Raw genomic sequence first — 26,265 nt, forward strand, 5'->3', positions numbered from 1 at the left:
GATTTGGCTGTAAACATCACGTGAAAATAAACAGATAATAATATGAGAATAAAGAATATTGCATTTGCCATCGCATTTATGGTGATTTCATTACATGTAAGCGCACAAAGTTCCGGGCGCTGGAGTGCAGAAAAAGCAAAACAATGGTATGCACAGCATCCCTGGATAAATGGCGCCAATTTTATACCCAGCACCGCCATTAACCAACTGGAGATGTGGCAGGCCGGCACCTTCGATCCGAAAACTATTGATCGTGAACTTGGCTGGGCCGAGGGGCTTGGATTCAATACGATGAGGGTTTATCTCCATAGCCTGGCCTATAAGCAGGATCCGAAAGGCTTTAAGGACAGGATGGGTCAATATCTAACTATTGCAAATAAACATGGCATTAAAACGATTTTTGTTTTTTTTGACGATTGCTGGAATAAAATGGGTTTTATCGGAAAACAGCCGGCACCGCAGTCAGGCATACACAATTCGGGCTGGGTTCAGGACCCCGGAGACCCGGCATCGAAAGACCCTGCGAATTTTCCTGAACTGGAGAAATATGTAAAGGATGTAATGACGCATTTTGCAAAGGATAAGCGGGTGCTGTTGTGGGACTTGTACAACGAGCCGGGGAATTCAGGGAAGTTAGATACCTCCCTTCCCCTGCTGACTAAGGTTTTCGAGTGGGCCAGAGCTGCCAATACCGATCAGCCGATTTCGGCAGGCCTGTGGAGATGGGATTTTGAAAAGCTCAACGCTGTTCAGATCGCAAACTCTGATGTAATAACGTATCATAACTATGAAGCGCCTGAGTGGCACAAAAGGGTTCTCCAATTATTAAAAACACATGACCGGCCTTTAATATGTACCGAATATATGGCGAGGACGAAGAACAGCACATTTGCTAATACCATGCCTATGCTGAAAGACCAAAAGATAGGAGCAATTAACTGGGGATTGGTCGCGGGAAAGACCAATACAATCTATGCGTGGGATACTCCAATTAAAGACGGTGGGCAACCAACAGATTGGTTCCACGATATTTTCTGGCCAGACGGACGAATATATCGTACAGCTGAAACGGACCTGATAAAAAAATTAAACAACAAATAAACAATGAACTGCGGAATCAATGGAATGTACACGAGCCTGCTGATCTTTACAACTATCAGTTTCATGGCATGTACTAATAACACTCAATCTTCAGAAAACATGGATGACCGTTCGATACGTCGCCCGGATATGGGGGCATTCAGTAAAATAATCGATGGTAAAAAAGTAAGTTCTTACGAGATCGGTAATGGCAAAATCACTGCATATTTTACAAACTACGGCGCACGTATCACTGGTCTTTGGGTTCCTGACAAGCGTGGTGTTTCCACAGACGTGGTGGTTGGCTTTGGAAATATTGAGGGTTACCTGAAGTCCACCGAGCCTTATTTCGGCGCAACTATCGGACGTTATGGAAACCGTATAGCCAAAGGCAAATTCACTCTGGACGGTACTGAATACCAGATACCTCTAAATAATGGCCAAAATGCCCTGCATGGTGGAATTAAAGGATTCCAGGGTGTGGTATGGGATGTCGAACAGCCTGATGAAAGAACGCTGATCTTTACCTATTTGGCTAAGGATGGGGAAGAGGGCTTTCCCGGAAATCTTACATCAAAGGTTACTTATTCTGTGACTGACAATGACGAGGTGAAAATGGTCTACGAAGCGAGCACTGACAAAAAGACTGTCGTCAACCTTACCAATCATGCGTTTTTTAATCTTAACGGCGAAGGCAGCGGTGAGATCCTGGATCATGCTGTTCAGATCTTCGCAGATAAATTTAGCCCCGTCGATAGCACGCTTATTCCCACAGGTGAGCTGCGCAGCGTTTCAGGAACCCCCTTTGACTTCCTGTCTGCCACAAGTATCGGTAAAAGAATAAATGCGGATAATGAGCAGCTTAAATTTGGTAAGGGATATGATCACAATTATATCCTTAGCGGAAAGAAGGAAAATGGGATGCTGCATGCGGCAACTGTAATCGGGGACAAATCTGGAATAAAGATGGACATCTTTACGCAGGAACCCGGCATGCAGTTCTATAGCGGCAATTTTATGCAGGGAAAAAACCAATTCAAAAACGGCAGTAAAGATGAATTCAGAACTGCTTTCGCTATGGAAACCCAACATTTTCCAGACTCGCCAAACCAGCCCTCCTTCCCTACTACAGTTCTCAGTCCCGGGGAGAAATACCGTACTATTTCGATCTATAAATTCTCAACTGAAAAATAACGGTCGAACAAAATCATTAAAAAAAAAGGCCAATTGGTTCTCAATTGGCCTTTTCTTGCCTTCTCATATAAACAATTCAGGATTTAAGGAACTCCCGATACTCTTCCTGCAAGGCTAATAAACAATCGGCGCACAAACATCCGTCAAAACACTCGCTCACATACTGTATTTCATTTAAGCTCAACTGAACCTTACTGCACTGGCATTTGGTATAGGAGTTAGCCTTACACTCAACTCGTTTACCGCAGCGTTCACAGGGGATAATTTCGTGCTTGCTTAAAATCATATTTTTTGAGTTATACGTTTTACGTTATAAGTTATAAGTTGCTAAACGCTGGCAAAAATCAAAAGTTATTCAGCGTTTAGAATCAGTGGGTTTTACGTAAAACGCACAACGTATAACGTTCAACTTCCTTAAGAGCTGCAAGTAACACACCCTTCCTCCATACTGCAGCTGGGGCCGCTTACCACAGATGGTTCTATCTCATCCAGGTCATTTTTGCTCACCGGATGAATTTGAGGAACAAGTGGTTCCATCGTTTTACCACCCTGCTTCTCTACTGTAAACTGAACTGCCTTTGCAGCTGCCTGGGTGCGCAAATAGTACATACCCGTTTTCAGACCCTTCTTCCAGGCGTAAAAATGCATCGATGTTAGCTTACCGGTATTCGGACTATCAACGAACAGGTTCAACGATTGAGACTGGCAGATAAACGCACCACGGTCTGCCGCCATATCTATCAGGTTACGCTGCTTAATCTCCCAGACGGTTTTATATAGCTCCCGGATCTCCGAAGGTATTTCTTCGATATGCTGCACGGATCCATTAGCGGTAATTATACTGTCCTTCATCGCATTGTTCCATAACCCTAAACTTACAAGGTCCTTAAGAAGGTGCTTATTAACAATCACAAATTCCCCGCTAAGCACTCGCCGGGTATAAATATTCGAAGTATAAGGTTCAAAACATTCGTTATTGCCCAGAACCTGGGAGGTTGAAGCTGTAGGCATTGGAGCAACAAGCAGGGAATTCCTTACCCCATGCTTCATAACTTCCGTTCTCAGCGATTCCCAGTCGTGCCTGTTTGATGGTTTCACACCCCACAGGTCAAACTGAAATTTGCCAGCAGACAACGGTGAACCTTTAAATGTTTCGTAAGCACCCTGATCCTTCGCCAGGTCTTTACTGGCCGTCATGGCGGCAAAATAGATAGTTTCGAAAATATTCTTATTCAGCACCTTAGCCAGATCACTTTCAAAGGGAAGGCGCATAAGAATAAAGACATCAGCCAGCCCCTGTACCCCAAGCCCGATTGGCCGGTGCCTCATATTCGATCTTCTGGCCTCTTCAACAGGATAGTAATTATTATCAATGATCCTGTTCAGGTTTTTTGTAGCCTGGTAGGTTATCGTATATAATTTGTCGAAATCGAAGTTTCCGTTAGTCACAAATCTAGGCAGGGCCAGAGAAGCCAGGTTACAAACCGCAACTTCATCGGCACTGGTGTACTCCATAATTTCCGTACATAGGTTACTGCTCTTTATTGTGCCCAGGTTTTGCTGATTGCTTTTACTGTTCGCTGCGTCTTTGTATAAAAGATAAGGCGTTCCCGTTTCAATTTGGGCGTCAAGGATCGCAAACCAAAGTTCCTGGGCTTTAATGGTCTTCCTCGCCCTCCCTTCCGTTTCGTACTGATGATACAGCTGTTCAAAAGCTTCTCCGTGACATTCGTATAACCCGGGGGCTTCGTGCGGACAAAACAAACTCCATTCAGCATTGGCTTCTACCCGTTTCATGAACAAGTCGGGCACCCAAAGTGCATAAAAAAGGTCGCGGGCCCGCATTTCTTCTTTACCATGATTTTTCCTCAGGTCAAGAAATTCAAACACATCGGCATGCCAAGGCTCAAGATAGATCGCGAAGGCGCCTTTGCGCTTGCCGCCGCCCTGATCAACATACCTCGCGGTGTCGTTGAATACTTTGAGCATAGGTACTATCCCGTTGCTGGTACCGTTGGTGCCGCCTATATAACTTCCGGTAGCGCGTACATTATGTATGGCCAAACCTATGCCTCCCGCACTTTGCGAGATCCTGGCAGTTTGTTTCAGTGTGTCGTAAATCCCATCGATACTATCATCTTTCATGGATAGAAGGAAACATGACGACATCTGTGGCTTGGGCGTTCCTGCGTTAAATAAGGTGGGCGTAGCGTGCGTAAACCAACGCTCGCTCATCTGATTATAAGTCTCGATTACGCTCTCTATATCCTCTTTGTGAATCCCTATAGCTACCCGCATATACATGTGTTGCGGGCGTTCAATAACCTGACCGTTTATTCTTAATAGATAGGACTTTTCCAAGGTTTTAAAACCAAAGTAGTCAAAGCCAAAATCACGGTCATAAATAATCGAACTGTCTAATATCTCAGCATTATCTTTAATGATCTCATAAACGTCGTCAGCAATCAGCGGCATTTTACGGCCATTATGTTCGTCCGTGTAATTATACATCCTCGACATCGTTTCAGAGAACGATTTTTCTGTGTTTTTATGGAGGTTGCTCACTGCGATCCTGCTGGCAAGCAAGGCATAATCCGGGTGTTTGGTGGTTAATGACGCCGCGGTTTCTGCCGCCAGATTATCCAGCTCTGTGGTGGTAACTCCGTCAAAAATCCCCTCTATCACCTTCTTAGCCACGTCTATCGGATCTACAAGCGGACTTAATCCGTATGATAATTTCTGGATCCGCGCAGTTATCTTGTCGAATTTTACAGTTTCTAGTCTCCCGTTTCTTTTATGTACGTACATGGTAAATTGTTGTTTTTTGTTAATGATTGGTTACTAGGTGATGGGGATTAGGCTTTAGGTGTTAGGGATTAGGTATTAGGTAAGATTGAAAGAACACTTTCAGCTTTCAACTTTCAACTTTCAACTTTCCCCTTTCAACTCCTTAAAAGTCCTCTTCCAAAGAGAAATTCTGCGTCTCTCTTCCCGAAAGCACTCCTGATTTTTGATAATCGCCTACTCTTTTTTCAAAGAAGTTCGTTTTGCCTTGCAGGGATATCATTTCCATGAAATCGAATGGATTTGAAGCACCATAAATTTTGGCATACCCCAATTCGTCTATCCAGCGGTCTGCCACAAACTCAATATATTGCTTCATTAGCCTGGCATTCATCCCGATGAGGTCGACCGGCAGGGCTTCTGTAATAAACTCCTTTTCAATTTCTACCGCATCGCGAATGATGGAATGGATTTTTTCTTCGGGCAATTTGCTGGAAAGCATTCTGTAAAGCAGGCAGGCAAATTCGCAATGAAGGCCTTCGTCGCGGCTGATCAATTCGTTACTGAATGTTAAGCCAGGCATAAGTCCCCGTTTCTTTAACCAGAAAATAGAGCAAAAGCTGCCACTGAAAAATATGCCTTCAACCGCTGCGAAAGCTACAAGACGCTCAGCAAAGGTTCCGTTATCAATCCATCTTAGTGCCCATTCAGCCTTTTTCTTAACTGCAGGAACTGTATCGATCGCATGGAATAAATGATCTTTCTCTTTGCTATCTTTTATATAAGTATCGATGAGAAGTGCGTACGTTTCAGAATGGATATTTTCCATCATGATCTGGAATCCATAAAAACAACGCGCTTCCGGAACCTGAACTTCGCTCATGAAATTTACCGCGAGATTTTCATTTACGATACCATCACTGGCTGCGAAAAATGCGAGGATATGCGAGATGAAGTGCCGCTCACCATCGTTAAGATTATCCCAATCTTTAAGATCACCAGAGAGATCGATCTCCTCGGCTGTCCAGAAACTGGCTTCATGTTTTTTGTACATCTCCCAGATCTGGGGATAGTTAATGGGAAGGATCACAAAACGATCCTTGTTCTCTTTAAGTAATACTTCTTCCTGTTGCATAATCTTTGTTTTAGTGACAAGAAATGACAAAAGGCAACATTGCTTCGAAAGAAGATGAGCGGGCTTTTGTCAAAACTTTATTCGTGAAAGCTTTGAACAAACTATTTTGGCAGGTGTCTGGCTTGCAGCTATGAGCTATGAGCAGGAAGCTGTGAACAAAAGTTCAAAGCTGATTTCTCATAGCTGACAGCTACTTACAGTTGCACGTCAGCCCGTGATTTTAACACGGTTCCCTTTTAATTGTCCCGCAGGTGCGAGACAAACCGGATAGTTTATGTAAAAGAACTTGTGGGATAAAAGTAGAAGATAAATCAGCTTGCCCGGCTATGAAGTTTTAAACATCTGGTGGAATTCTTAACACCGGTTTTATTTAAGACCGAACTATAGAGTTTTTGATCTGTTATGACACCAGTAAATTACTTTGCATGGCAGAAAAACTCAAACGGACATTATCGTTAGCCGAATGTATCTTTTTTGGAGTAGGATCTATACTCGGGGCTGGAATATACACGATAATTGGTAAGGTGGCAGGATACTCAGGTAACCTAACCTGGCTGTCATTTCTGATTGCTTCATTCACTGCTCTGCTAACTGCATTTTCATATGCAGAACTCAGTGCGGCATACCCTAAAGCAGGAGGAGAATATGTCTACACGAAAAAAGCGATGGGTGTTACAGCGGGAACAGCGATAGGTTTCATAATCGCATTGAACGGGATCATAAGCGGAGCGACCGTTGCTGTCGGATTTGGTGGCTATCTGAGTGAGCTTTTAGACGCACCAATAGTACTTGGTGCACTTGGCATTATCGGAGTAATATTCCTGGTAAACGTTTCAGGAATCAGGGAATCTTCTTTAATAAATATCATTTTTACTGTAATAGAATTTTCAGGGCTCGTGCTGGTGATCGTTTCTGCCTTCTCTAAAATCGGGTCCGTTAACCTTTTTGAAGGAACAAATTCGGGAAATACGTCCGTGCTGATCGCAGCATCGCTTGGCTTCTTTGCGTTCATCGGCTTTGAAGAGATCGTTAAGTTGGCAGAAGAAACTAAAAATCCACGAAAAACTATCCCGAGAGCATTGTTTATAGCCAGCGGAATCGTAACTGTAATGTATCTGATTGTCGCTGTTTGCGCTGTCTCTGCCTTGCCAATAAAGGAGCTCTCAGCCTCTGCAAGCCCCTTGTCGGATATTGCAAAAGAAGGCCTGGGCAATACTGCGGGGCTTGTGATTATAATTATAGCCTTATTTTCAACCTCCAACACCATACTTTCCAACATGCTTGGTAGTTCACGGGTGATATATGATATGGCCAAGCAAGTGAAATTCCTTACGATTTTCAAAAGTATATCGAAACGCCAGACTCCCTACGCGTCGTTGATTCTTATTCTTGTTATTATGTCGGCTTTCGCGCTGATCGGAAAGATTGAAGTAATCGCCATGATCGCTAACCTCTTTATTTTTATTACGTTCTTTGCAATTAACCTCACTGTGATACTTCTCCGGCGTTCGGATCCTCAAAAAAGCAGGCCTTTTAAAGTTCCGTTCAGTGTTAATAACCTGCCCGTCATCAGCTTTTTAGGAATGACTATGACCCTGCTCCTGTTCGGTTTTAATGTATATGTCCTTTTTTTCTAAAAAACCGTTGGGCCGGTTTCAGACTCAGGCCTGTTTCCCGCGCAATCCTCATTCAAACTATTATCAACCGGTCGTCCATTAGCCTCCGGAAGCGTACCGAATACCAGGTCCCAAAACGAAGAGCTTACACCAAACCCCTTATCCGGATATTTATAGTGATGAAGATGATGATTTCTCCACAGGGCCTTAAAAGGTTTAGGAGGTGCAAAGGCATGGATCGCGTAATGCATGGACACATATAACAGGTAACCCATTAAGAATCCCGGAAAAAAGATCAGCGCGTAGTCGCCAGTACCGGTCAGTACACGATATATCCCCCATATAAGTCCGAAAACTATAGATGCAAAGATTATACTTGGTACCGGCGGCATAAAAAGCCTCATCGTATCGCGTGGATACTCATGGTGATTACCATGGAAAATATAAACTAATCGCCGTCCTATACCACTTTCTGCATGAAAATGGAAAAGATAACGATGTGCTATATATTCGAAAAGCGTCCAGCATATAAGTCCCGACAGGAAGATTCCTGTTATTAGATATCCCGAATAAAAGAGACTGGTATAGCTATAGTAGATCATGAAAATACTGAGGGGTATATACATACAATATATGACCCATGGCCTGGTTTTTGAAAGTCGTTCAAGGATGGGATCTGCAAATATCCGTGCCTGCCCTTTGTTGTGAATTCTAGGGAAATTCATAGCATCAGCTTAAAATTTAACACTAAATTCTGTGCTGGCATGGAAGTTTCATATTACCAGAAGCCTCCATGCCAGCTACAGGTGCCTGTATAACACCACCTGGTTTCATGTTGTTTTCTGAAATTTTCAATTCCGGTGATCCTGCTTGTTGGCGGTCTGAAAAAACTTATCTCAGCATGGCTTGTTTAACATTTTTCAACTAACATAAAATCACATGAAAAAGTTTATGATTATTCTGCTGGCCTCATTGATACTGAGCTCATGCGCTGATAAACAAAAAGAATTTTCAAGTATCACGAAGGGAATGACAAAGGACGAGGTCATACAAAAGGTTGGTGAGCCTACCACCAAACGCGATATCCTGGTTGCTGAAATTTGGAAGTATGATCTGGCTGACCGTACAATTGTTTTTCGAAATGGCGAGGTTTATGATATCATGACAAGCACGGAGGCACGTGTCGACTCCATTGAATCATCTTTGAAAGAAACCGGCCGGGATGTTAAAGAAAAACTCCGGCAAACAGGTGACACGCTTGACAGCGCCAGCCGCAGATTAAAAGAAAAGATTGTTGGTGATTCTGTGAAAAAAAATTAAGTTCTTAGTATGCGGAATGAGAATTGATTCGATAAATCCTTTTAATGGGCAGGTAGTTAACTGCTACGAAACCCACAAACCTGATGAGGTTGAAAATATCATCAGATCAGTCCACCTGGCCTGGGGAAACTGGCGGACCATATCCTTTACAAAAAGGGCTGAGCTTTTGAACAGGACGGCCGGAATTCTCCGTGAACGGAAGTCGGAGCTGGCAATGTTAATGGCCACAGAGATGGGCAAACCTTTAAAAGGTGGCATAGCTGAGGTAGAGAAATGTGCCGATGCCTGTGAATTCTACGCAAAGCATACCGAAGATTTTTTAAGGGATGAGATCATTTCTACGGATGCATCGAAAAGTTATGTAAGCTTTCAGCCTTTGGGGCTGATATTAGCCGTTATGCCCTGGAACTTCCCATTTTGGCAGGTTTTCCGGTTTCTGGCCCCTGCCCTAATGGCCGGCAACTGCGGTATTCTTAAACATGCTTCAAATGTTTTCGGATGTGCGGTAGAAATTGAAAACATTATCAGGGCCGCCGGCTTTCCCGAAAACGTCTTCAGGACGCTGCTCATCCCCGGCTCAGAAGTTAACCCGGTAATCGAAAATGGCCTGGTCAAGGCTGTAACCCTCACCGGCAGTACAGAAGCTGGCAAAAAGGTAGCGGAAAAAGCCGGATCGCTTATAAAAAAAACGGTTCTTGAACTGGGAGGCAGTGATGCCTACGTGGTTCTCCATGACGCCGATCTTGAACTCGCTGCAGAGACCTGCGTAAACAGCAGGCTTATCAATAGCGGACAAAGCTGTATTGCGGCTAAGCGATTTATTGTGGTGAAGTCCGTTTTAGAGGAATTTACGGATCTATTCCTTAAAAAAATGGGATCTAAAATTATGGGGGATCCCACCGACCCGACCACCGATATCGGCCCGCAGGCAAGAACAGATCTTCGCAACGAATTACATGAACAGGTTAAGAAAAGCATCGAAATGAGTGCAAAATGCCTGCTCGGTGGATTTATACCGGATGGTAACAATGCGTTTTACCCGCCTACTGTATTAACCGGCGTCAAAAAAGGTATGCCCGCGTATGATGAAGAGCTATTTGGCCCCGTCGCCGCGATTATCAGTGCTGAAAATGAAAGTGACGCTATAAAAATCGCAAATGATTCTGTATTTGGTCTTGGAGCAGCAATATTCTCAAAAGACATTGCCCGGGCCGAAACGATAGCGGCTACACAAATCGAGGCCGGATCCTGCTTTGTCAATGCCTTTGTTAAGTCGGATCAGAGATTGCCTTTCGGTGGCGTCAAACAATCGGGCTATGGGCGTGAGCTTTCATATTATGGGATAAAGGAGTTTGTGAATATTAAGACGGTTTATGTTAAATAGGAAGGGTGAATTGGGAATAGGAAATAGGGAATTACCTGCTGCTGTTCAATTTCCTATTCCCAATTTGCTTATTCCCCATTCCCTATTCTCCATTTCCTATCCCCATTTGCTATTTCCCATTTGCTATTCCCAAAAAAGACCCCTTCCTGACACTAGGCCTTCAAATTAAGCATCCAAACCCCTATCTTTGCACCGAATTGAATATCAATGAGTAAAAGAGGCAGAGTTTTGGTCGCCATGAGTGGTGGTGTAGATAGTTCGGTGGCAGCAGTTATGCTTCACGAGCAGGGTTATGAGGTGATCGGCCTTACTATGAAAACCTGGGATTACGCATCATCCGGTGGCTCGTCGAAAGAAACCGGTTGCTGTAGTCTTGATAGCATCAACGACGCCAGGGCGCTCGCTGTTGGTTATGGCTTCCCGCATTATATTCTTGATATCCGGGACGAGTTTGGTGATTTTGTAATCGACAACTTCGTTGATGAGTATCTGGCTGGCCGTACTCCTAATCCCTGCGTTTTGTGTAACACCCATATTAAATGGGAAGCGTTGCTAAAACGTGCCGACAAACTTGACTGCGAATTTATTGCTACTGGCCATTATGCTAATATCCGCCTGCAGGATAACGGGAGATATGTTATTTCTAAAGGCAAAGATGAGCACAAAGACCAGTCATATGTGCTGTGGGGCGTTTCTCAGGAAAACCTCGCCAGGACACAATTTCCGCTTGGCAGCTTTGCCAAGTCTGAAATCCGTCAAATGGCAAAGGATATGGGACAGCTCGAACTTGCTAACAAATCGGAAAGCTATGAGATCTGCTTTGTACCGGATAATGATTACCGCGCCTTTCTTAGGAATAAAGTCCATGACCTTGACGACCGTGTCGGTCCAGGTAATTTTATGTTAAGTGACGGAACCATTGCAGGCAAACATCAGGGATATCCTTTTTATACAATAGGCCAGCGCAAAGGCCTGGGTGTCGCCTTTGGCCATCCTATGTTCGTCACCAGGATCCTGCCGGAGTCAAATACCGTTATGTTAGGAACAGTAGAGGAACTTGAACGTTCTGAAGCTATGGTACGTAATGTCAATCTCGTAAAATACGCCTCAATTAACCAGCCACTCGAAGCCATTACCAAGATCCGTTATAAAGATTCAGGAGCAATGAGTACACTTAGCCAATCTGGCGACTTGATTAAAGTAGATTTTCACCATTCTGTATCCGGCATCGCACCAGGCCAGTCAGCGGTCTTCTATCAAGGGAATGATCTGTTGGGAGGTGGTTTTTTAGTGTAAGTGCCTTGGAAGTAATCTGTGGTCAGTAATCAGTGACACCGTGCTAACCCGCCAATTACTACCACCGAATACTGTTTACCGAATACTAATAACTGAGCACTGATAACTGTTTACCGAATACTGATTACTGAATCCTGATTACCAACGATTACACTTTCCTCCCACCTAATATTGCTTTAAATACCCCTCTGATTTGATTTTCCCTTAATTATTGTCTTTATTTGCAGATATCACCGTACTGAATGGCTAAAAATCTACTTATTGTTGAATCTCCGGCGAAAGCGAAAACTATCGAAAGTTATCTTGGAAAAGATTTCCTTGTTAAGTCAAGTTACGGACATATACGAGATCTGATCAAGACCGACGACGCTATTGACGTTAACAATAATTTTGATCAGCGCTATGAGGTGCCGGCAGACAAACGCGCCGTTGTAAATGAACTAAAAAAGCTTGCCAAGGCAGCCGAAATGGTGTGGCTTGCTTCGGATGAGGACCGTGAAGGGGAAGCAATTTCGTGGCACCTTTATGAAACTTTGGGGCTTAAAGATGAGAAAACTAAGCGGATAGTCTTTCATGAGATCACGAAAACGGCCATTTTAAAAGCAATAGAGACTCCCCGCAAAATCGACTACAACCTGGTATATGCACAGCAGGCAAGACGCGTTTTAGACAGGCTGGTAGGTTTTGAGCTCTCACCAGTGCTCTGGAAAAAGGTAAAACCCTCATTATCAGCCGGCCGCGTTCAATCGGTTGCCGTACGTCTTATCGTAGACCGTGAGCGGGAAGTTAATAGATTTAAGCCGACCGCTGCTTTTAAGATTGTTGCGATTTTCAGCACCGATAAGCAGAAAGAAATCTTTCGCGCTGAATTACCTGAAAGGTTTGAACAGTCGGCCGAGGCTGAAAAGTTCCTGAAAGACTGTGTCGAAGCTATTTTTACTATAAAATCACTGGAAACCAGGCCAACGAAAAGAAGTCCGGCAGCACCGTTCACCACCTCTACCCTTCAGCAGGAGGCTAGCAGGAAGCTTGGGTTTTCCGTTGCCCGCACAATGTCTGTTGCGCAGAAGTTATACGAGCATGGAAAAATAACCTACATGCGAACAGACTCAGTGAATCTTTCCGATACAGCCCTAAAGGCTGCAGCAGCCGAAATAAAATCTGCGTTCGGAGAGAAATATCATCAATTAAGAAAATATAAAACCAAATCGGCGGGAGCACAAGAAGCTCACGAGGCGATCCGCCCTACCTATTTCGAACAGCATAGCATTAGTGGCGACCCTTCTGAACAACGATTATACGATCTGATATGGAAACGGTCGATTGCTTCACAAATGGCTGAAGCAGCTTTTGAAAAAACCACGGCCAGAATAGACATTTCTACGCGGAAGGAAGAATTTGTAGCAAACGGCGAGGTCATGAAATTTGACGGATTCCTGAAGGTCTACATTGAATCGACCGATGAAGACGAACAGGAAATAAGCCTTAATGAAGATAGTGAGAATTCTATCCTGCCACCTTTAAGCAAGGGGCAGCAATTGAATCTCCGCGAAATGAATGCAACAGAGCGGTATTCAAGGCCGCCGGCCCGTTATACTGAAGCAAGCCTCGTTAAAAAACTCGAAGAACTTGGCATCGGACGCCCATCAACTTATGCCCCTACAATCTCTACAATACAGAATCGGGGATATGTAGTAAAGGAAGAAAGGGAGGGTAAAAAGCGTGATTTCCGGGTGATCAGCCTGAAGGGCGGAGTGATAAATTCAGATGTCAAAACCGAAAACACAGGAGCAGAAAAGAATAAACTCTTCCCTACTGACATTGGTGCCGTGGTGAACGACTTCCTCGTTGAGCATTTTAAAGGTATCGTGGATTTTAATTTTACAGCTTCTGTTGAGAAAGAATTCGATGAAATTGCTCAGGGCATGAAGAACTGGACAGAAATGCTCCGGTCATTTTACAATCCTTTCCATACAGAAGTCGAAACTACATTACAAAACGCGAACCGTGCCAGTGGCGAGAGGGAACTTGGTATAGATCCGGAGACGGGGAAAAAGATCTCCGTACGTATAGGACGGTTCGGTCCTTTCGTTCAGATTGGTGAAGCTGCTGAAAGCGAAGACGATGAGAAACCACGCTACGCGAGCCTTCGGGCCGGGCAGATGATCGAGACTATTTCGCTCGAAGAAGCTCTTGATCTTTTTAAACTTCCTTTTCAGCTTGAGAATTACCAGGACAAAGAAGTTAGTGTGGGTGTCGGCAGGTTCGGGCCTTATATAAAATGGGGAGATAGCTTTATTTCTCTTCCCAAGGGTGAAGATCCGCTCTCAGTTAACCTGGAACGCGCGATTGAAATTATAGATGAGAAAAATCTCGCCGATGCTCCTGTCGCTCATTACCAGGGGCTTGGTGTAACTAAGGGTAAAGGACGTTTCGGACCGTTTATCAAATGGAATAATTTATATATTAATGTTCCGGTGCGTTATAATTTCGATAAACTTGGACAGGCCGAGATAGAAGAACTGATCGCTAAGAAGGTAGAAAAAGAATCCAATCGTTATATCCAGCAATGGGAAAACGAAAAAATAGCGATCGAAAACGGACGTTGGGGGCCTTTTATCCGTTTTGGTAAGATGATGCTTAAGCTCGGAAAAAATCCGGCGACAAATGATAAATTTACCGCAGATGAATTAGCCGAACTTCCGCTTGAAGAAGTCAAAAAATTCATTACTGCTCAGGTTCCCGACGCTTTCACTCCAAAGACGAAAAAACCGGCTAAAAAAGCTGCACCTAAAAAAACGACGGCAAAGACAAAGAAGTAAGCTACTGGATTAGTGTATGAAGAAAGATCTTCCCGAAAATATCGTTGAAAATATTTCTATTGCCGTGGTGATGGAAAGCGCAACACCCGAATCTAAAACATGGTATGTATATCTTATTAACTTAAAAGAAGAGGCGATTCAAACGGTTTTAGTGAGTTCGAAAGGCTACGGCGAAAAGGATGGGGAAACAGTAAAAACTTCAACACTCCGCCATTCTATTGGCGACGTACCGCCAAGCGACTATGCAATGATCGAAATGATTGACGAACAGGTATTCGGTTTAACCAACGAGTACTGGCTTAGTTATTATATCAATGGCCAGATCTACGACAAGAAATTCATCTTTGTACCGGAAAGTATTGTTGAAACTAATCTTATCCGTGTACCCGTACTAAATAAGCCGGGAGTAATGATCGGTTGATAAATTTTAACCCTCGCAATCTTCTTCATCCTTCCCATGGCACAATCCTTGATATTCAACAGTATATAACTGATTATATCAATGGACACAATATTAAGAGTATCTAACACAGCGTACCCGGATGGTACATTTGTGAAGTATTTATTTGGAATGAAACAGCCGGAAATTATCTATTCCGGAATCCAGATTAAAAAAGACATGTGGCTGAAAAAAGCCGGCAAGGAAATTATGAAGTTGAGAAACCGGGCTTCAAAAATAACTGTCTAGTTGCGGCGTATACTTTAACTCACATAGCCCTGTCCTTCAAAGTATACGAAGCAAAGATTAGGGTAGTTCGCCTCTGGCATTTCAGTTAACTGCAGCAAATTCGCCTAAAAAATTATCAACATTTTTAGGGCTTCTGGCAACAAACAGATTCAGCTGTTATCGTTAATAATGGAACAGAGTATACCCTTTCTGACGACGGAAGAACAACGAGATCCGGACGCACTTCAGAGAAAGCAAAACCCCTCAAGCCCCTTCGCTGCTTCGGGATGACGAACTCCGTGCCGCATCCTAAAATCCTATCATCCTGCTAATCCTACTCCGGACATCGCTGTTCCAACAATCTTCCCCTCTCATTGTTATCCCAATAATAAATTAACTTTTAAGTTATCCCGTATAGCTATCTTAGTAAAAATTCGTACAACATGTCGAAAAAGAAATCCAATAATTTTAACCTCGTTTTGACCAAGCTTATCAGCGACGTATTTGAAAAGTCGGGGAATAAGCCATTAAACTATAAACAAGTTGCCGCTAAACTTCATCTTCACGATGAGGAGTCACGTGACCTGATCCTGCAGATTTTAAAAGAAGAAAGTCGCAAGGGCTTGCTTTCAGAGCCTGAAAGGGGGAAGTTCATCTTAAAAGAGCTTAAAACCTTTGTGACAGGAAAAGTAGATATGACCTCTGACGGGTCAGCCTACATTGTAACTGAAGATGAGTTTGAAGAAGATATATTTATTGCACCGAGAAAACTACGTACAGCTCTTCATGGTGATATCGTAAAGGCCTACGTGTATGCTAAAACTAAGGGCAGAAAAAAGGACGGCGAAGTTGTAGAGATCATCAAAAGAGCGAAGATGAACTTTACCGGGATCATTAAGCTGTCTGAACGGTTTGCGTTTTTTGTTCCCGACGACCGGAAGATGTTGCATGACATATTCATCCCGCTTGACGGCCTAAAAGGCGGAAAGGACAACGAAAAAGCAGTGGCGAGGATTATCGACTGGCCAGAAGACGCAAAAAATCCAATCGGGGAAATAACCCACGTCCTTGGAATGCAGGGAGACAACAATGCCGAAATGAACTCCATCCTGGCCGATTATGGCTTCCCGCTGGAATTCCCGAAACAGGTTGAAAAAGAGGCTGAGGAAATTCCGGAGGCGATCTCGAAAGAAGAAATTGCCAAAAGGAGGGATTTTAGAGATACCCTTACATTTACAATTGATCCTGCAGATGCAAAAGATTTTGACGATGCCATCTCATTTAAAAAGCTTCAAAATGGCAACGTGGAGGTTGGCGTACATATAGCAGACGTTTCACACTATGTGAGGCCGAACTCAGCCCTGGATAAGGAAGCCTTTGAAAGGGCAACCTCTGTTTATTTGGTTGACAGGGTAATTCCTATGCTTCCGGAGAGATTATCGAATGGTCTGTGTTCTTTACGCCCTAACGAAGATAAACTATGTTTTTCTGCTGTATTTGAGCTTGACAAGGAGGCCAATGTGATCAATGAATGGTATGGAAAGACGATCATTCACTCGGATACAAGATTCAGTTATGAACAGGCACAGGAGGTGATTGAAAACAAAGCAGGTAAACATAGTGATGAGATTCTTGCGCTGAATGCACTCGCTTATAAACTCAGGGAACGGAAGTTTAAACATGGAGCGATCAGTTTCGAGAGTACAGAAGTTAAATTCAGGCTTGATGAACATGGAAAACCGCTAGGTGTGTATGTAAAGGAACGAAAGGATGCCCATAAGCTTATTGAGGACTTTATGCTGCTTGCGAACAAGAAGGTGGCTGAATTCATCGCAAAAAAAGGGAAAGGAAAACAGAAATTAACATTTGTTTACCGGGCTCACGACTCGCCCAAGGAAGATGCATTATTAAGTTTTTCCCAGTTCGCACTTAAATTCGGTTATAAAATAGATATCAGTTCTGGCAGGGAGACCGCACGGTCGCTGAATTTCCTGATGGCCGATGTAGAAGGAAAGAAAGAACAGAACGTGCTGACCCAACTCGCCATAAGATCAATGGCTAAGGCCATTTATACAACTAAAAAGCATAGCCACTACGGACTAGCCTTTGATTTCTACACCCATTTCACCTCTCCTATCAGGCGGTACCCGGATGTTATGGTTCACCGCCTACTGGAACTTTATCTCGCAGGGGGCAAGTCCGTGAATGAGGAAGAATATGAAAAGCTCGCTCTTCATTCATCGTTGATGGAGAAAAAGGCTGCAGATGCTGAACGGGCTTCTGTAAAATATAAGCAGGCAGAGTATCTGGAAAACAATATCGGGCAGGAGTTCAAAGGGATCATTTCCGGTCTGACCGAGTGGGGAATGTATGTGGAGATCATCGAAAATAAATGCGAAGGCATGGTGCGCCTGCGCGATCTGAATGATGACTTCTATGTCCTGGATGAGAAAAATTACTGTATTATCGGGCAAAGACGTAAAAAGAAATTCCAGCTGGGTGATGAAGTAACTATTATGGTCAAAAAAGTAGACCTCGGCAAACGGCAGATTGATTTTTCACTGATACATTGACCTGAGGTCTGATGCCTGAGGTCTGAGTAAATCGGAGATTCGGATTTCCGGCTTCCTGCATCAGACTTCAGTCCTCAGACCTCAAGATCTTTTCCTAATTTAGAGGCCGTCGTAATTTGATTAGATGCATTCAATAAAACAACTTCAGGATCTCGTAAACGAGGCCATAGCCCAAACTAAATATCCCTCGCACCCTAAAGAATTATATGAGCCTATCAAGTATCTGATGGGACCTGGCGGCAAGCGTATGCGCCCTGTCCTGGTGTTGCTTTCTGCGGAGTTGTTTGGTGGCCAGGCGTCAAAAGCTATGGGTGCAGCGCTGGGTATAGAGCTGTTCCATAATTTCACCCTTATGCATGATGACATAATGGATAAAGCTCCGCTGCGTCGCGGCAAGCCAACTGTTCATGTCAAATGGAGCGAGAGCGCAGCGATCCTCTCCGGAGACGTCATGCTCGTAGAAGCCTACAAAATGATGGTGAAGGTCGACACTGCCATTCTCCGCGAAGTTTTGGATGTGTTCAATGAGACAGCAGCAGCTGTTTGTCAGGGACAGCAAGGTGACATGAACTTTGAGATCCGCGATGATGTGAGTATTGAAGAATACCTCCAAATGATCAGGCAAAAAACGGCCGTATTACTGGCGGGAAGTATGCAAATAGGTGCATTGATTGGGGGAGCTGAAAAATCACAGGCAGAACGTCTATACGAATTCGGGGAAAACCTGGGCCTGGCCTTTCAGCTCCAGGACGACATCCTTGATGTCTATGGAGATCCTGAAAAATTTGGGAAGCAAATCGGCGGTGACATTATCGCCAATAAAAAGACTTTCTTGCTGATCAAGGCTAAGGATATAAATACAGGGCCGGAATTAAATACATGGCTGACAGGTAACGCCCATGATCCCGTCGATAAGGTCACAGCTATCACTTCCATATACGATAAGCTGGAGGTCAGAAAATTGGCGGAGGCACAAATGGAGGCTTATGTCCGAAAGGCTTTAACCTGTCTGGACGAGATTGCTGTCGAAAATAACACAAAACTACTGTTGAAGGGATTCGCTGAGCAACTGCTCATCCGGGAGAACTAGAATAAAAAAGCGCCTTGCTGTAAAACAACAAGGCGCTTTTCAATACTATTTTAATACTATAGCTCTTCAGACGGAGCTGGTGCCTCAGGGGCTTCTTCAGCTTCCTTCTTAGCCGGAGCTTTCTTAGCAGGAGCAGCTTTCTTAGCAGCAGCTTTCTCTGCTTTCGGAGCAGCCTCTTCAGACGCTTGTGCTACAGGAGCAGCAGCCTTTTTTGCTTTTACAGGCGCATCTTCTACTACTACCTGTGCTTCCCTCGGAAGAATTGAAACATATGACTTATCGTCGAATTTCTTCTTAAAAATCACGGTGCCGTCGATCAAAGCAAATAATGTATGATCTTTACCAATACCTACATTCTTATCAGGGTGGTGTTTAGTACCGCGCTGACGCACGATAATGTTTCCTGCTATTGCAGCTTGACCACCGAATATCTTAATACCTAAACGCTTGCTATGTGACTCGCGACCGTTTCTGGAACTACCGGCTCCTTTTTTATGTGCCATTATATTTTATGTTTATGAACTCTTAAAGCTCAGGATTTAAACTTAGATTAAAAACGTAATACTTATAACGTAATACGTATAACTTATAAAGTGATACCCGTGATCTCGATCTTGGTGAACTGCTGACGATGACCGTTTTTCTTTTTGTAGCCTTTACGACGTTTCTTCTTGAAAACGATCACTTTTTCTCCTTTTAAATGAGACACGATCTTAGCAGAAACTTTGGCGCCTTTCAATGCATCCGCACCGATAGAAAACTTACCACCATTCTCAGCTAATAACACATTGTCAAATTCAATACTAGCGCCTTCTTCTCCCTGTAAACGGTGTACAAAAAGATATTGGTCTTTAGCAACTTTAAATTGCTGTCCGGCTATATTTACTATTGCGTACATTATTAATTTGTTTTTTTAAATGAGGTGCAAATATAGGAATATATTTTTTAAATAAAAACTAATTCCCTATTTCCGGTCCCTTGCATCATTAATCTTATTGCTGATCTCAGTGATAAGGGATTTAGCTGCGTCGTTCAGCTTTGGGCTTTCATTATTCTGAATATCAAAGACGACATGCTTTGTTTTATCCTTGTATTTGAATTCAACGTAATAGTGAGGTGAGTTTTTACTGTGCCCGGGTACATTATCACCTGATATCTCCCGGGGAAAATTCCAAAAGCCTAATTCGGCTGCTTTTCGATGCAGGTACAGCAGGTCGTCTTTACGTAGCTTCACGGTTTCTTTCACCAATGAATCCCTGCTGTTAATATACTGATAATCTCCTGTTTTGGAGCTGTACGTATTAATGAGGCTGTCTCCAAGGCCATATCTAAATGTAATCGAATCAAAATCAGAAAATCTGTATGGCGCGTTCTTAACCATAATAGAATAGTAATAAACGCAGTATAACAGGAATGGCGTAATTATACAAATTGCAAGAAATATCTTCTTTCCTCTATCGGTCATGATCTGTATGGGAATCGTTCGTCCCTTTCAAAATTAAAAATTATAATTAAACCTCGTCTTCTAGTTTGTGAATACGGTCCTCATTGGGTGCACTCAATTCAACCGGCGGATGGAACTCACCCTCCCATTTAGCTATCACAATTGTAGCCAGGCAATTACCGATAACATTTACAGAAGTCCGCGCCATATCCATAAGCTCATCAATACCTAAAATGATAAAAATAGGCCATACCGGCATGCCAAAAGACGATGCTGTGCCTAAAAGAATGACCAGAGACGCCCTCGGAACCCCGGCTACACCTTTACTCGTAAGCATAAGGGTGAACACAATTAAGAGTTGCTGCCCGAAGGAAAAATCAATTCCCGCCGCCTGGGCAACAAAAATAGAGGCAAGTGAAAGATATAGAGTTGTGCCATCAAGATTAAAGCTATAGCCCGTGGGCATAACAAAAGCCACGATCTTACGGGGAACGCCAAGCCGCTCCATAGCCTCCATAGCCCTGGGCAGCGCAGCTTCCGAACTGGTCGTGGCAAACGCTATTGAAACCGGCTCTGCAATTGCCTGCAGGAATTTTCTTATCGGTACACCCACCATTACCGCGATAGGCAGCAAGACAGCAAGAAGGAAAAAGAGCAAAGCCACGTACAGAGTGATGAGCAAGTGAAAGAGGTTTACCAGGATACCTAGACCCATGTGACCCACGGTGTAGGCTATAGCCGCGCCCACCCCTATAGGAGCGAAATACATGATCAGGTTTGTAAACTTAAACATCACCTCGGATAAGCTCTCTGTTGCTTTAAGCATAGGCTGGCGTTTATCTTCTTTAACCATAGCCAAAGCGATCCCAAAAAGGATACTAAATACCACGATCTGCAAAATGGCCCCGTCAGCTATCGACTTTGCAATATTTTCCGGGAAGATATGAAGGATAATGTCATTTAATGATTGAGGGGGCACAACTGGCAGTTCCTCGTGTTCGCCCACCGGCATATTAATACCCATGCCCGCCTGGGAGATATTTATTGCTGCCAGTCCTATAAATAGCGCTACCGTGGTAACAACCTCAAAATAAAGAATTGACTTCCATCCCATGCGCCCCACCTGCTTAAGGTCGGAGTGACCGGCAATTCCGAATACAAGGGTTGCAAACAGAAGAGGTGCAATAATAGTCTTGATCATTTTAAGAAAGACCTTGCTTAACACCTGCAGTTTCATTCCGATTTCCGGATAATCATGGCCGATCTCTGCCCCTATTACCATAGAAATCAGTATCCACGTTGTCAATGACCGCTTTTTCAGCCCGTATAAAAATAAGCCTGCAATCGCCAGCCACCTCGAGAATATCAGGGCTGTAGCATTTACCGGGATAACGTTATAGTGGTTGAGGAAGGCCAGAATGGCTGCTATTGAAACAACAATAAGGGTAACTAATCCAATGTTTTTAAACTTCATAGTTTGGGTTTGGTATAGCAGACAAAAGTAAGTAATTGCATTTACATTGAAACGGTTCGGCAACAAAACTAGTCTCCGATCAATTTAGGCAGAATTGATCGGCAGAAATTACCAATTTTAGTCTTATTTTACAGCCATGAATCTATGCAAGCAAATCCCTTCTTTCGACGGCAACTGGCTTCCGTGGAAGATTCAAAAAGCCTTCGTTCTGGCCTTGTCGGTTTTCTTCCTGTCATGCCAGCACAAAACCCTGACAGATAACCGCCCCTCAGATCAAAAATCGTTCGTCGCTTTGGTTAAAGAATTAAAGGACCGGGCTGAAAAGATACCTTTAAGCGACGGGAACAGACCAGTGGTGATCGACAACGACGTAAAACGGCTAAAAGCCTACATCACTGACACCCTTAACTCCAGATTCGCCAACTGGGATGCGCGCGTTTTGGATAATAAAATGACTGATCCAAACGGAGGTGACACGAGGATTACCTTCGGAATAAGTATTGATGATTTCAATCTTGACGAGACGTCCCGGTTTAAGTCAATCGTCTTCCGTGAATCTCTGGGTAACCTTCAGCCGCCGCTACGTGAAAAACTTCAAAATCTAAAAGTAGGTGATCATGTTAAGATCAGCGGCTCATTTGTAACCAGGGATAAAAAAATTGACGTCGATCCTTACAACGTCAAAGAGTTCAAGATCTCAAAAAATATATTTTCTAATCCCGAATTCCGGACAGATATAACCGACCTGGTTCAGGCTCAGGATTGACACGGCAGCAACGGAACTTCACAGGCAAAAACCTAAAATATGAAGCCTGAAAAACTAAGCGATATAAAAAAGGAACTGTCAGGCCTTAGCGTACAGGAGCTTACCGAGATCTGCCTCCGCATCGCCAAATATAAAAAGGAAAATAAAGAGCTCCTGAATTACCTGCTGTTTGATGCAAATGACCCTCTGGCCTATGCCGAAGCGGTTAAGTCATTTTTGGAGGAGGATTTTAAAACACTTCAGAAGCATTATTATCACAGTACAAAAAGCCTTAGAAAAATAATCAGGCTAATGAACAGGTATGCAAAATATACTGCGTCCAGGCAGGTCGACATTGAAATGGCCCTTTGGTTTTGCAGTAATTTCCTGCTTTACGCCGATCTAAAATCCAGTCATAAGCCTTTGCAGGGCCTCCTCATCCGCCAGCTGGAAAAAATCAGCAAGCTACTGCCTAAATTGCATGAAGACCTTCAGTTCGACTATCAAAGCGAATTCGAAGAATTACTTCACCGGGCTGAGAATCAGGCAAGATGGATCAGTAAAAGCCTTTATTTGTAACAAAACTCTAAGGTTTAAATCCAAATAAAAAATAAAGATTTGAGCAAAGAAGCGCTTTTCAAAGAAATTTTTCAGGCCAACTCTAAGAAGATATATCATTTGTGCTATGGTTATACCGGTGATGACGACATCGCCAATGACCTGATGCAGGAAACATTCATGAAAGTCTGGCAGAACCTCGATAAGTTTCGTAATCAGGCGCTTATTTCCACCTGGATCTATCGGATCGCTGTAAATACCTGCCTATCTCACCTGCGCGTAGAGAAACGGCAACCTAAAGAAGAGCTCACCGATAACATTATTGAGACCAAGGGTGAAGAGCTATCTGAGAAAAATGAACAGGTAGCCGCACTTTATAAATGTATAGCACAACTCGAGGAAAATGAAAGGATCATTATCACGATGGTATTGGACGAAGTACCATACCCTGAGATTGCTACTATTTCCGGTATTTCGGAAGGCAATCTTAGGGTAAAGATCCATCGAATTAAGCAAAAACTGACTGAATTATATAATAGAAATGAAAGATTTTGAAGCACTACAGGATATCTGGCATAATCAGATAGCGCTGCCGAAGGTCAGTCACGAAGATGTATTAAAGAAAATAAAAAAGACCCGGACAGGCCTTGCAACCAAGTTATTGGTGGAAATACTGGGGACGGCTTTATTCAGTGCTATGCTTATTTATTTATGGATAGAAAGTCCATTTAGAATGTGGACAACCCATCTGGCGATGTTCATTTTCATGAGTTGCTGTCTTTATTATATCGTAGCGCTAATTGGAAATTACCGCCGGATCACTTACGATAACCTTCTGGATAAACCCGGTGAATACATACTCTATCTCAAAAAGTACAAGCACGACAGGTTCATCTTCAACACCCGGAAATACCGGATCTACTCCATATTCGTCACCGCCGGATTTATACTTTATTTTATTGAGATCGCTTTTGTCGCGGCCCTATGGATCACAATAATCTGCATCATATTCACTTTTCTCTGGATAGCGTTATATTATTTTGTGCTCATGCGTATCTATATCCGAAGAGAGGAAGCTAAACTGGAAGACATGATCCAGAACCTGGAGAGGATTGAGAAGCAGTTTGAGGACTCTTGAAGTTTAGGCAGAGAACAACTGAAAACTGAAGCCAGGAGGTTAATCCGAACTAATTTACTTATCTTGTTTAATTCAGAAGATTTTCAGTTTTCAGTTTTCAGTTTTCAGTTTTCAGTTTTCAGTTTTCAGTTTTCAGTTTTCAGTTTTCAGTTGGTCATCGATCTCCCTAACATTCAAACTATTACTTCTTAAACTATATTCCAGTTTCCTGATCTCGCCGGTTGCCTTACTTGCTGAATCCCCGGTGCTGAATAAAGGAAACTCACGCATTAGCTTTCCTTCCTTTACATAAACAGAATCATTGCCTTTATATCCCTTTTTCAAAGATCCGCTTAGATCGGGAAAACGGATCTGCTGATTCGAACCTCCTTCACTATATTCATAAATGTACATACTCAGATAAGACCCTTCACCCTCACCTTTCGATTGAATATATAATTCGGGGTTACCATCTGAATCAAGGTCCATATCCCAGGCATCAACAATCTTACCATCAAGCTCTCCCGCTATCGAACGGTAACTCATATGCGTTGAATCAGAACGCAGCACAAGATAACCGCCAACGGAATTGGAACCCCTGCCCCAGCTTACAATATCAAGGGTAAGGCCTGGTTTAACTTCAATTGCCTTATGATAGCGAAATGGCTGCATAACCTTTTTCGGCTCCGGTTTGCTGGAAACCACCGGGGCTTTTTCTTCACTTGTGCATGAAATAAAAAGAGCCGTCGATAACATCACTGCCGAAATTCTATTTAATAAGTTCATCTTAAATTTGAATAAGTCTTGGTTCCTGGTTCCTGATACTTGGCTCTTAACTAGTTGCCAATGGAAAAGTCGCCTCTGCCGGATGTTCCTTCCCCGCCAGGTAACGCTCAGCTTCAAGAGCCGCCATGCAACCGGTTCCAGCCGCCGTAACAGCCTGCCTCCATAATTTATCCTGGGCATCGCCACAAGCAAAAACACCCTCAACATTAGTTTTCGTGCTGTCAGGCTGGGTAATAAGATATCCTGTTTCATCCATATCCAGCCAGCCCTTAAATATTTCGGTATTAGGATTGTGTCCTATTGCAACGAAGAAGCCGCTGACATCGATCACCTTCTCTTCATTGGTTTTATTATTAACCACCCGTACACCCGTCACATTTTTCCCATCACCAATAATTTCCTTTGTGTCGGTATTATAATGAATAACAATATTCGGGATACTTAAAACCCGGTGCTGCATAGCCTTAGATGCCCTGAATTCATCACGGCGAACAAGCATGTGGACGGACTTGCAAAGTTTAGAAAGATAAGCCGCCTCTTCGGCTGCAGTATCGCCCGCACCTACGATGGCAACATCCTGGCCCTTAAAAAAGAACCCATCACACACTGCACAGGCAGAAACCCCAAATCCATTATATTTCTGCTCGCTGTCAAGACCCAGCCATTTTGCTGATGCGCCGGTAGCGATAATAACTGTATCCGCAGTTATAGTTTTGATTTCGTCAACTATTACTTTGTGTGGTGCCGACGAGAAGTCAACTTTTGTAATATATCCAAAGCGGATCTGTGTGCCGAACCTTTCAGCCTGCTTTCTGAAATCCTCCATCATCTCCGGGCCCATTATCCCATCAGGGTAGCCCGGAAAATTCTCGACATCGGTAGTTTGGGTCAGCTGGCCGCCTGGAACCATCCCAGTATACATTACAGGTTTAAGATCAGCTCTGGCAGCATAAATAGCAGCAGTATAACCTGCTGGCCCTGAACCTATTATCAGGCATTGTACATGTTCGGTTTCTTGAGACATCCTTTTAGTTTAAACAGCAAATTTAAAACTTTGAATGCGCATCGGCAATATGCATTTGTCAGGCAAGTATATAATCTTTTAGAGATCTCTTATAAATTTAGCTGGTCATTCAAACTTAGTCAGAAACCATTTTTCAACTCCTTCAGGCAATGTCCT

General features: G+C 43.4%; 25 protein-coding genes and 1 riboswitch. Of the genes, 15 read left to right on the plus strand and 10 right to left on the minus strand.

Features of this window, described 5'->3' with window-relative positions; all coding sequences use genetic code 11:
- Positions 1-42 precede the first annotated feature (42 nt).
- Both P2W76_RS04985 and P2W76_RS04990 read left to right on the plus strand, forming a co-directional pair.
- Positions 43-1,101, plus strand: a complete 1,059-nt coding sequence (locus P2W76_RS04985; protein ID WP_276346442.1) for a glycoside hydrolase family 2 TIM barrel-domain containing protein — start codon at positions 43-45, stop codon at positions 1,099-1,101.
- A gap of 3 nt (positions 1,102-1,104) precedes the next feature.
- Positions 1,105-2,274, plus strand: a complete 1,170-nt coding sequence (locus tag P2W76_RS04990) for an aldose epimerase family protein (protein WP_276346443.1) — start codon at positions 1,105-1,107, stop codon at positions 2,272-2,274.
- Positions 2,275-2,350: 76 nt separating this feature from the next.
- Here P2W76_RS04990 and P2W76_RS04995 read toward each other — a convergent pair whose 3' ends face one another.
- From P2W76_RS04995 to P2W76_RS05005, 3 genes are all read right to left on the minus strand, one after another.
- Entirely contained in the window at positions 2,351-2,560 is a 210-nt protein-coding gene (locus P2W76_RS04995) for a cysteine-rich CWC family protein (protein WP_276346444.1), read from the minus strand.
- 128 nt (positions 2,561-2,688) lie between these two features.
- On the minus strand, positions 2,689-5,082 hold the full coding sequence (locus tag P2W76_RS05000; protein ID WP_276346445.1) for a ribonucleoside-diphosphate reductase subunit alpha: 2,394 nt from the start codon (positions 5,080-5,082) through the stop codon (positions 2,689-2,691).
- Between the two features lie 142 nt (positions 5,083-5,224).
- Entirely contained in the window at positions 5,225-6,193 is a 969-nt protein-coding gene (locus P2W76_RS05005; protein ID WP_276346447.1) for a ribonucleoside-diphosphate reductase small subunit, read from the minus strand.
- Positions 6,194-6,283: 90 nt separating this feature from the next.
- A riboswitch (cobalamin riboswitch) is annotated at positions 6,284-6,476 on the minus strand.
- Positions 6,477-6,618: 142 nt separating this feature from the next.
- Between P2W76_RS05005 and P2W76_RS05010 the strand changes: the two genes are divergently transcribed.
- Positions 6,619-7,830, plus strand: coding sequence for an amino acid permease (locus P2W76_RS05010; RefSeq protein ID WP_276346448.1), 1,212 nt, complete (start codon positions 6,619-6,621; stop codon positions 7,828-7,830).
- Here P2W76_RS05010 and P2W76_RS05015 read toward each other — a convergent pair.
- Positions 7,827-8,534, minus strand: a complete 708-nt coding sequence (locus tag P2W76_RS05015) for a sterol desaturase family protein (RefSeq protein WP_276346449.1) — start codon at positions 8,532-8,534, stop codon at positions 7,827-7,829. The two genes, P2W76_RS05010 and P2W76_RS05015, sit on opposite strands and share 4 nt — an antisense overlap.
- Positions 8,535-8,748: 214 nt before the next feature.
- Between P2W76_RS05015 and P2W76_RS05020 the strand changes: the two genes are divergently transcribed.
- The 8 genes from P2W76_RS05020 to P2W76_RS05055 all read left to right on the plus strand — a co-directional run bounded on the left by P2W76_RS05020 (position 8,749) and on the right by P2W76_RS05055 (position 18,961).
- Positions 8,749-9,129: a hypothetical protein gene (locus P2W76_RS05020; RefSeq protein WP_276346450.1), complete on the plus strand. Its 381-nt coding sequence runs from the start codon at positions 8,749-8,751 to the stop codon at positions 9,127-9,129.
- A 16-nt stretch (positions 9,130-9,145) separates the two neighbouring features.
- Positions 9,146-10,513 (plus strand): NAD-dependent succinate-semialdehyde dehydrogenase, encoded by a 1,368-nt coding sequence (locus tag P2W76_RS05025; protein WP_276346451.1) that lies wholly within the window; start codon positions 9,146-9,148, stop codon positions 10,511-10,513.
- A 207-nt stretch (positions 10,514-10,720) separates the two neighbouring features.
- Positions 10,721-11,809, plus strand: a complete 1,089-nt coding sequence (mnmA, locus tag P2W76_RS05030) for a tRNA 2-thiouridine(34) synthase MnmA (RefSeq protein ID WP_276346452.1) — start codon at positions 10,721-10,723, stop codon at positions 11,807-11,809.
- A gap of 242 nt (positions 11,810-12,051) precedes the next feature.
- A complete protein-coding gene (topA, locus tag P2W76_RS05035) occupies positions 12,052-14,631 on the plus strand; it encodes a type I DNA topoisomerase (RefSeq protein ID WP_276346454.1) in 2,580 nt (859 codons plus the stop codon).
- Between the two features lie 16 nt (positions 14,632-14,647).
- Entirely contained in the window at positions 14,648-15,052 is a 405-nt protein-coding gene (locus P2W76_RS05040) for a hypothetical protein (protein WP_276346455.1), read from the plus strand.
- An 81-nt stretch (positions 15,053-15,133) separates the two neighbouring features.
- A complete protein-coding gene (locus P2W76_RS05045) occupies positions 15,134-15,319 on the plus strand; it encodes a hypothetical protein (protein ID WP_276346456.1) in 186 nt (61 codons plus the stop codon).
- A 422-nt stretch (positions 15,320-15,741) separates the two neighbouring features.
- A complete protein-coding gene (rnr, locus tag P2W76_RS05050; protein ID WP_276346457.1) occupies positions 15,742-17,871 on the plus strand; it encodes a ribonuclease R in 2,130 nt (709 codons plus the stop codon).
- Between the two features lie 124 nt (positions 17,872-17,995).
- The gene (locus tag P2W76_RS05055; RefSeq protein ID WP_276346459.1) at positions 17,996-18,961 is read left to right on the plus strand and encodes a polyprenyl synthetase family protein; all 966 of its coding nucleotides are present in this window, start codon (positions 17,996-17,998) and stop codon (positions 18,959-18,961) included.
- 56 nt (positions 18,962-19,017) lie between these two features.
- On the opposite strand, the gene rpmA is transcribed toward P2W76_RS05055, so the two are convergent.
- The 4 genes from rpmA to P2W76_RS05075 all read right to left on the minus strand — a co-directional run bounded on the left by rpmA (position 19,018) and on the right by P2W76_RS05075 (position 21,879).
- Complete coding sequence (gene rpmA, locus P2W76_RS05060; protein WP_276346460.1) at positions 19,018-19,464, minus strand: 50S ribosomal protein L27; 447 nt, start codon at positions 19,462-19,464, stop codon at positions 19,018-19,020.
- An 83-nt stretch (positions 19,465-19,547) separates the two neighbouring features.
- Entirely contained in the window at positions 19,548-19,859 is a 312-nt protein-coding gene (gene rplU / locus P2W76_RS05065) for a 50S ribosomal protein L21 (protein ID WP_276346462.1), read from the minus strand.
- A gap of 66 nt (positions 19,860-19,925) precedes the next feature.
- Complete coding sequence (locus P2W76_RS05070) at positions 19,926-20,426, minus strand: hypothetical protein (protein ID WP_276346463.1); 501 nt, start codon at positions 20,424-20,426, stop codon at positions 19,926-19,928.
- A 46-nt stretch (positions 20,427-20,472) separates the two neighbouring features.
- Positions 20,473-21,879, minus strand: coding sequence for a cation:dicarboxylase symporter family transporter (locus tag P2W76_RS05075; protein WP_276346464.1), 1,407 nt, complete (start codon positions 21,877-21,879; stop codon positions 20,473-20,475).
- Positions 21,880-22,015: 136 nt separating this feature from the next.
- On the opposite strand from P2W76_RS05075, the gene P2W76_RS05080 reads away from it, so the two are divergent.
- Genes P2W76_RS05080 through P2W76_RS05095 form a run of 4 tightly spaced genes read left to right on the plus strand, consistent with a single transcriptional unit; the run spans position 22,016 to position 24,320 of the window.
- The gene (locus P2W76_RS05080; RefSeq protein ID WP_276346465.1) at positions 22,016-22,645 is read left to right on the plus strand and encodes a hypothetical protein; all 630 of its coding nucleotides are present in this window, start codon (positions 22,016-22,018) and stop codon (positions 22,643-22,645) included.
- A gap of 39 nt (positions 22,646-22,684) precedes the next feature.
- On the plus strand, positions 22,685-23,203 hold the full coding sequence (locus P2W76_RS05085) for a hypothetical protein (protein WP_276346466.1): 519 nt from the start codon (positions 22,685-22,687) through the stop codon (positions 23,201-23,203).
- Between the two features lie 39 nt (positions 23,204-23,242).
- A complete protein-coding gene (locus P2W76_RS05090; RefSeq protein WP_276346467.1) occupies positions 23,243-23,737 on the plus strand; it encodes an RNA polymerase sigma factor in 495 nt (164 codons plus the stop codon).
- A complete protein-coding gene (locus P2W76_RS05095) occupies positions 23,724-24,320 on the plus strand; it encodes a hypothetical protein (protein WP_276346468.1) in 597 nt (198 codons plus the stop codon). The genes P2W76_RS05090 and P2W76_RS05095 overlap by 14 nt, the downstream gene beginning before the upstream one ends.
- 132 nt (positions 24,321-24,452) lie before the next feature.
- On the opposite strand, the gene P2W76_RS05100 is transcribed toward P2W76_RS05095, so the two are convergent.
- Together P2W76_RS05100 and trxB are read right to left on the minus strand one after the other, a co-directional pair.
- Positions 24,453-25,085 carry a hypothetical protein gene (locus P2W76_RS05100; RefSeq protein WP_276346469.1) on the minus strand — a complete coding sequence of 211 codons (633 nt, stop codon included), beginning with the start codon at positions 25,083-25,085 and terminating at the stop codon, positions 24,453-24,455.
- 46 nt (positions 25,086-25,131) lie between these two features.
- A complete protein-coding gene (gene trxB, locus P2W76_RS05105) occupies positions 25,132-26,109 on the minus strand; it encodes a thioredoxin-disulfide reductase (RefSeq protein ID WP_276346471.1) in 978 nt (325 codons plus the stop codon).
- Between the last annotated feature and the right edge of the window lie 156 nt (positions 26,110-26,265).

This window comes from Daejeonella sp. JGW-45 (genome assembly GCF_029360805.1).
GTDB lineage: Bacteria > Bacteroidota > Bacteroidia > Sphingobacteriales > Sphingobacteriaceae > Daejeonella.

What these genes read in the sequence shown, in the direction of transcription:
- P2W76_RS05040 (WP_276346455.1), top strand. Translation starts at nt 14,648, where the DNA reads ATGAAGAAAGATCTTCCCGAAAATATCGTTGAAAATATTTCTATTGCC.
- P2W76_RS05025 (WP_276346451.1), top strand. Translation starts at nt 9,146, where the DNA reads ATGAGAATTGATTCGATAAATCCTTTTAATGGGCAGGTAGTTAACTGC.
- P2W76_RS05000 (WP_276346445.1), bottom strand. Translation starts at nt 5,082, where the DNA reads ATGTACGTACATAAAAGAAACGGGAGACTAGAAACTGTAAAATTCGAC.
- rplU (WP_276346462.1), bottom strand. Translation starts at nt 19,859, where the DNA reads ATGTACGCAATAGTAAATATAGCCGGACAGCAATTTAAAGTTGCTAAA.
- P2W76_RS04990 (WP_276346443.1), top strand. Translation starts at nt 1,105, where the DNA reads ATGAACTGCGGAATCAATGGAATGTACACGAGCCTGCTGATCTTTACA.
- mnmA (WP_276346452.1), top strand. Translation starts at nt 10,721, where the DNA reads ATGAGTAAAAGAGGCAGAGTTTTGGTCGCCATGAGTGGTGGTGTAGAT.
- P2W76_RS05045 (WP_276346456.1), top strand. Translation starts at nt 15,134, where the DNA reads ATGGACACAATATTAAGAGTATCTAACACAGCGTACCCGGATGGTACA.
- rnr (WP_276346457.1), top strand. Translation starts at nt 15,742, where the DNA reads ATGTCGAAAAAGAAATCCAATAATTTTAACCTCGTTTTGACCAAGCTT.
- P2W76_RS05075 (WP_276346464.1), bottom strand. Translation starts at nt 21,879, where the DNA reads ATGAAGTTTAAAAACATTGGATTAGTTACCCTTATTGTTGTTTCAATA.
- P2W76_RS05005 (WP_276346447.1), bottom strand. Translation starts at nt 6,193, where the DNA reads ATGCAACAGGAAGAAGTATTACTTAAAGAGAACAAGGATCGTTTTGTG.
- P2W76_RS05015 (WP_276346449.1), bottom strand. Translation starts at nt 8,534, where the DNA reads ATGAATTTCCCTAGAATTCACAACAAAGGGCAGGCACGGATATTTGCA.
- P2W76_RS05020 (WP_276346450.1), top strand. Translation starts at nt 8,749, where the DNA reads ATGAAAAAGTTTATGATTATTCTGCTGGCCTCATTGATACTGAGCTCA.
- P2W76_RS05080 (WP_276346465.1), top strand. Translation starts at nt 22,016, where the DNA reads ATGAATCTATGCAAGCAAATCCCTTCTTTCGACGGCAACTGGCTTCCG.
- trxB (WP_276346471.1), bottom strand. Translation starts at nt 26,109, where the DNA reads ATGTCTCAAGAAACCGAACATGTACAATGCCTGATAATAGGTTCAGGG.
- P2W76_RS05010 (WP_276346448.1), top strand. Translation starts at nt 6,619, where the DNA reads ATGGCAGAAAAACTCAAACGGACATTATCGTTAGCCGAATGTATCTTT.
- P2W76_RS04985 (WP_276346442.1), top strand. Translation starts at nt 43, where the DNA reads ATGAGAATAAAGAATATTGCATTTGCCATCGCATTTATGGTGATTTCA.
- P2W76_RS05055 (WP_276346459.1), top strand. Translation starts at nt 17,996, where the DNA reads ATGCATTCAATAAAACAACTTCAGGATCTCGTAAACGAGGCCATAGCC.
- P2W76_RS05085 (WP_276346466.1), top strand. Translation starts at nt 22,685, where the DNA reads ATGAAGCCTGAAAAACTAAGCGATATAAAAAAGGAACTGTCAGGCCTT.
- topA (WP_276346454.1), top strand. Translation starts at nt 12,052, where the DNA reads ATGGCTAAAAATCTACTTATTGTTGAATCTCCGGCGAAAGCGAAAACT.
- P2W76_RS05100 (WP_276346469.1), bottom strand. Translation starts at nt 25,085, where the DNA reads ATGAACTTATTAAATAGAATTTCGGCAGTGATGTTATCGACGGCTCTT.
- P2W76_RS05070 (WP_276346463.1), bottom strand. Translation starts at nt 20,426, where the DNA reads ATGACCGATAGAGGAAAGAAGATATTTCTTGCAATTTGTATAATTACG.
- P2W76_RS04995 (WP_276346444.1), bottom strand. Translation starts at nt 2,560, where the DNA reads ATGATTTTAAGCAAGCACGAAATTATCCCCTGTGAACGCTGCGGTAAA.
- rpmA (WP_276346460.1), bottom strand. Translation starts at nt 19,464, where the DNA reads ATGGCACATAAAAAAGGAGCCGGTAGTTCCAGAAACGGTCGCGAGTCA.
- P2W76_RS05095 (WP_276346468.1), top strand. Translation starts at nt 23,724, where the DNA reads ATGAAAGATTTTGAAGCACTACAGGATATCTGGCATAATCAGATAGCG.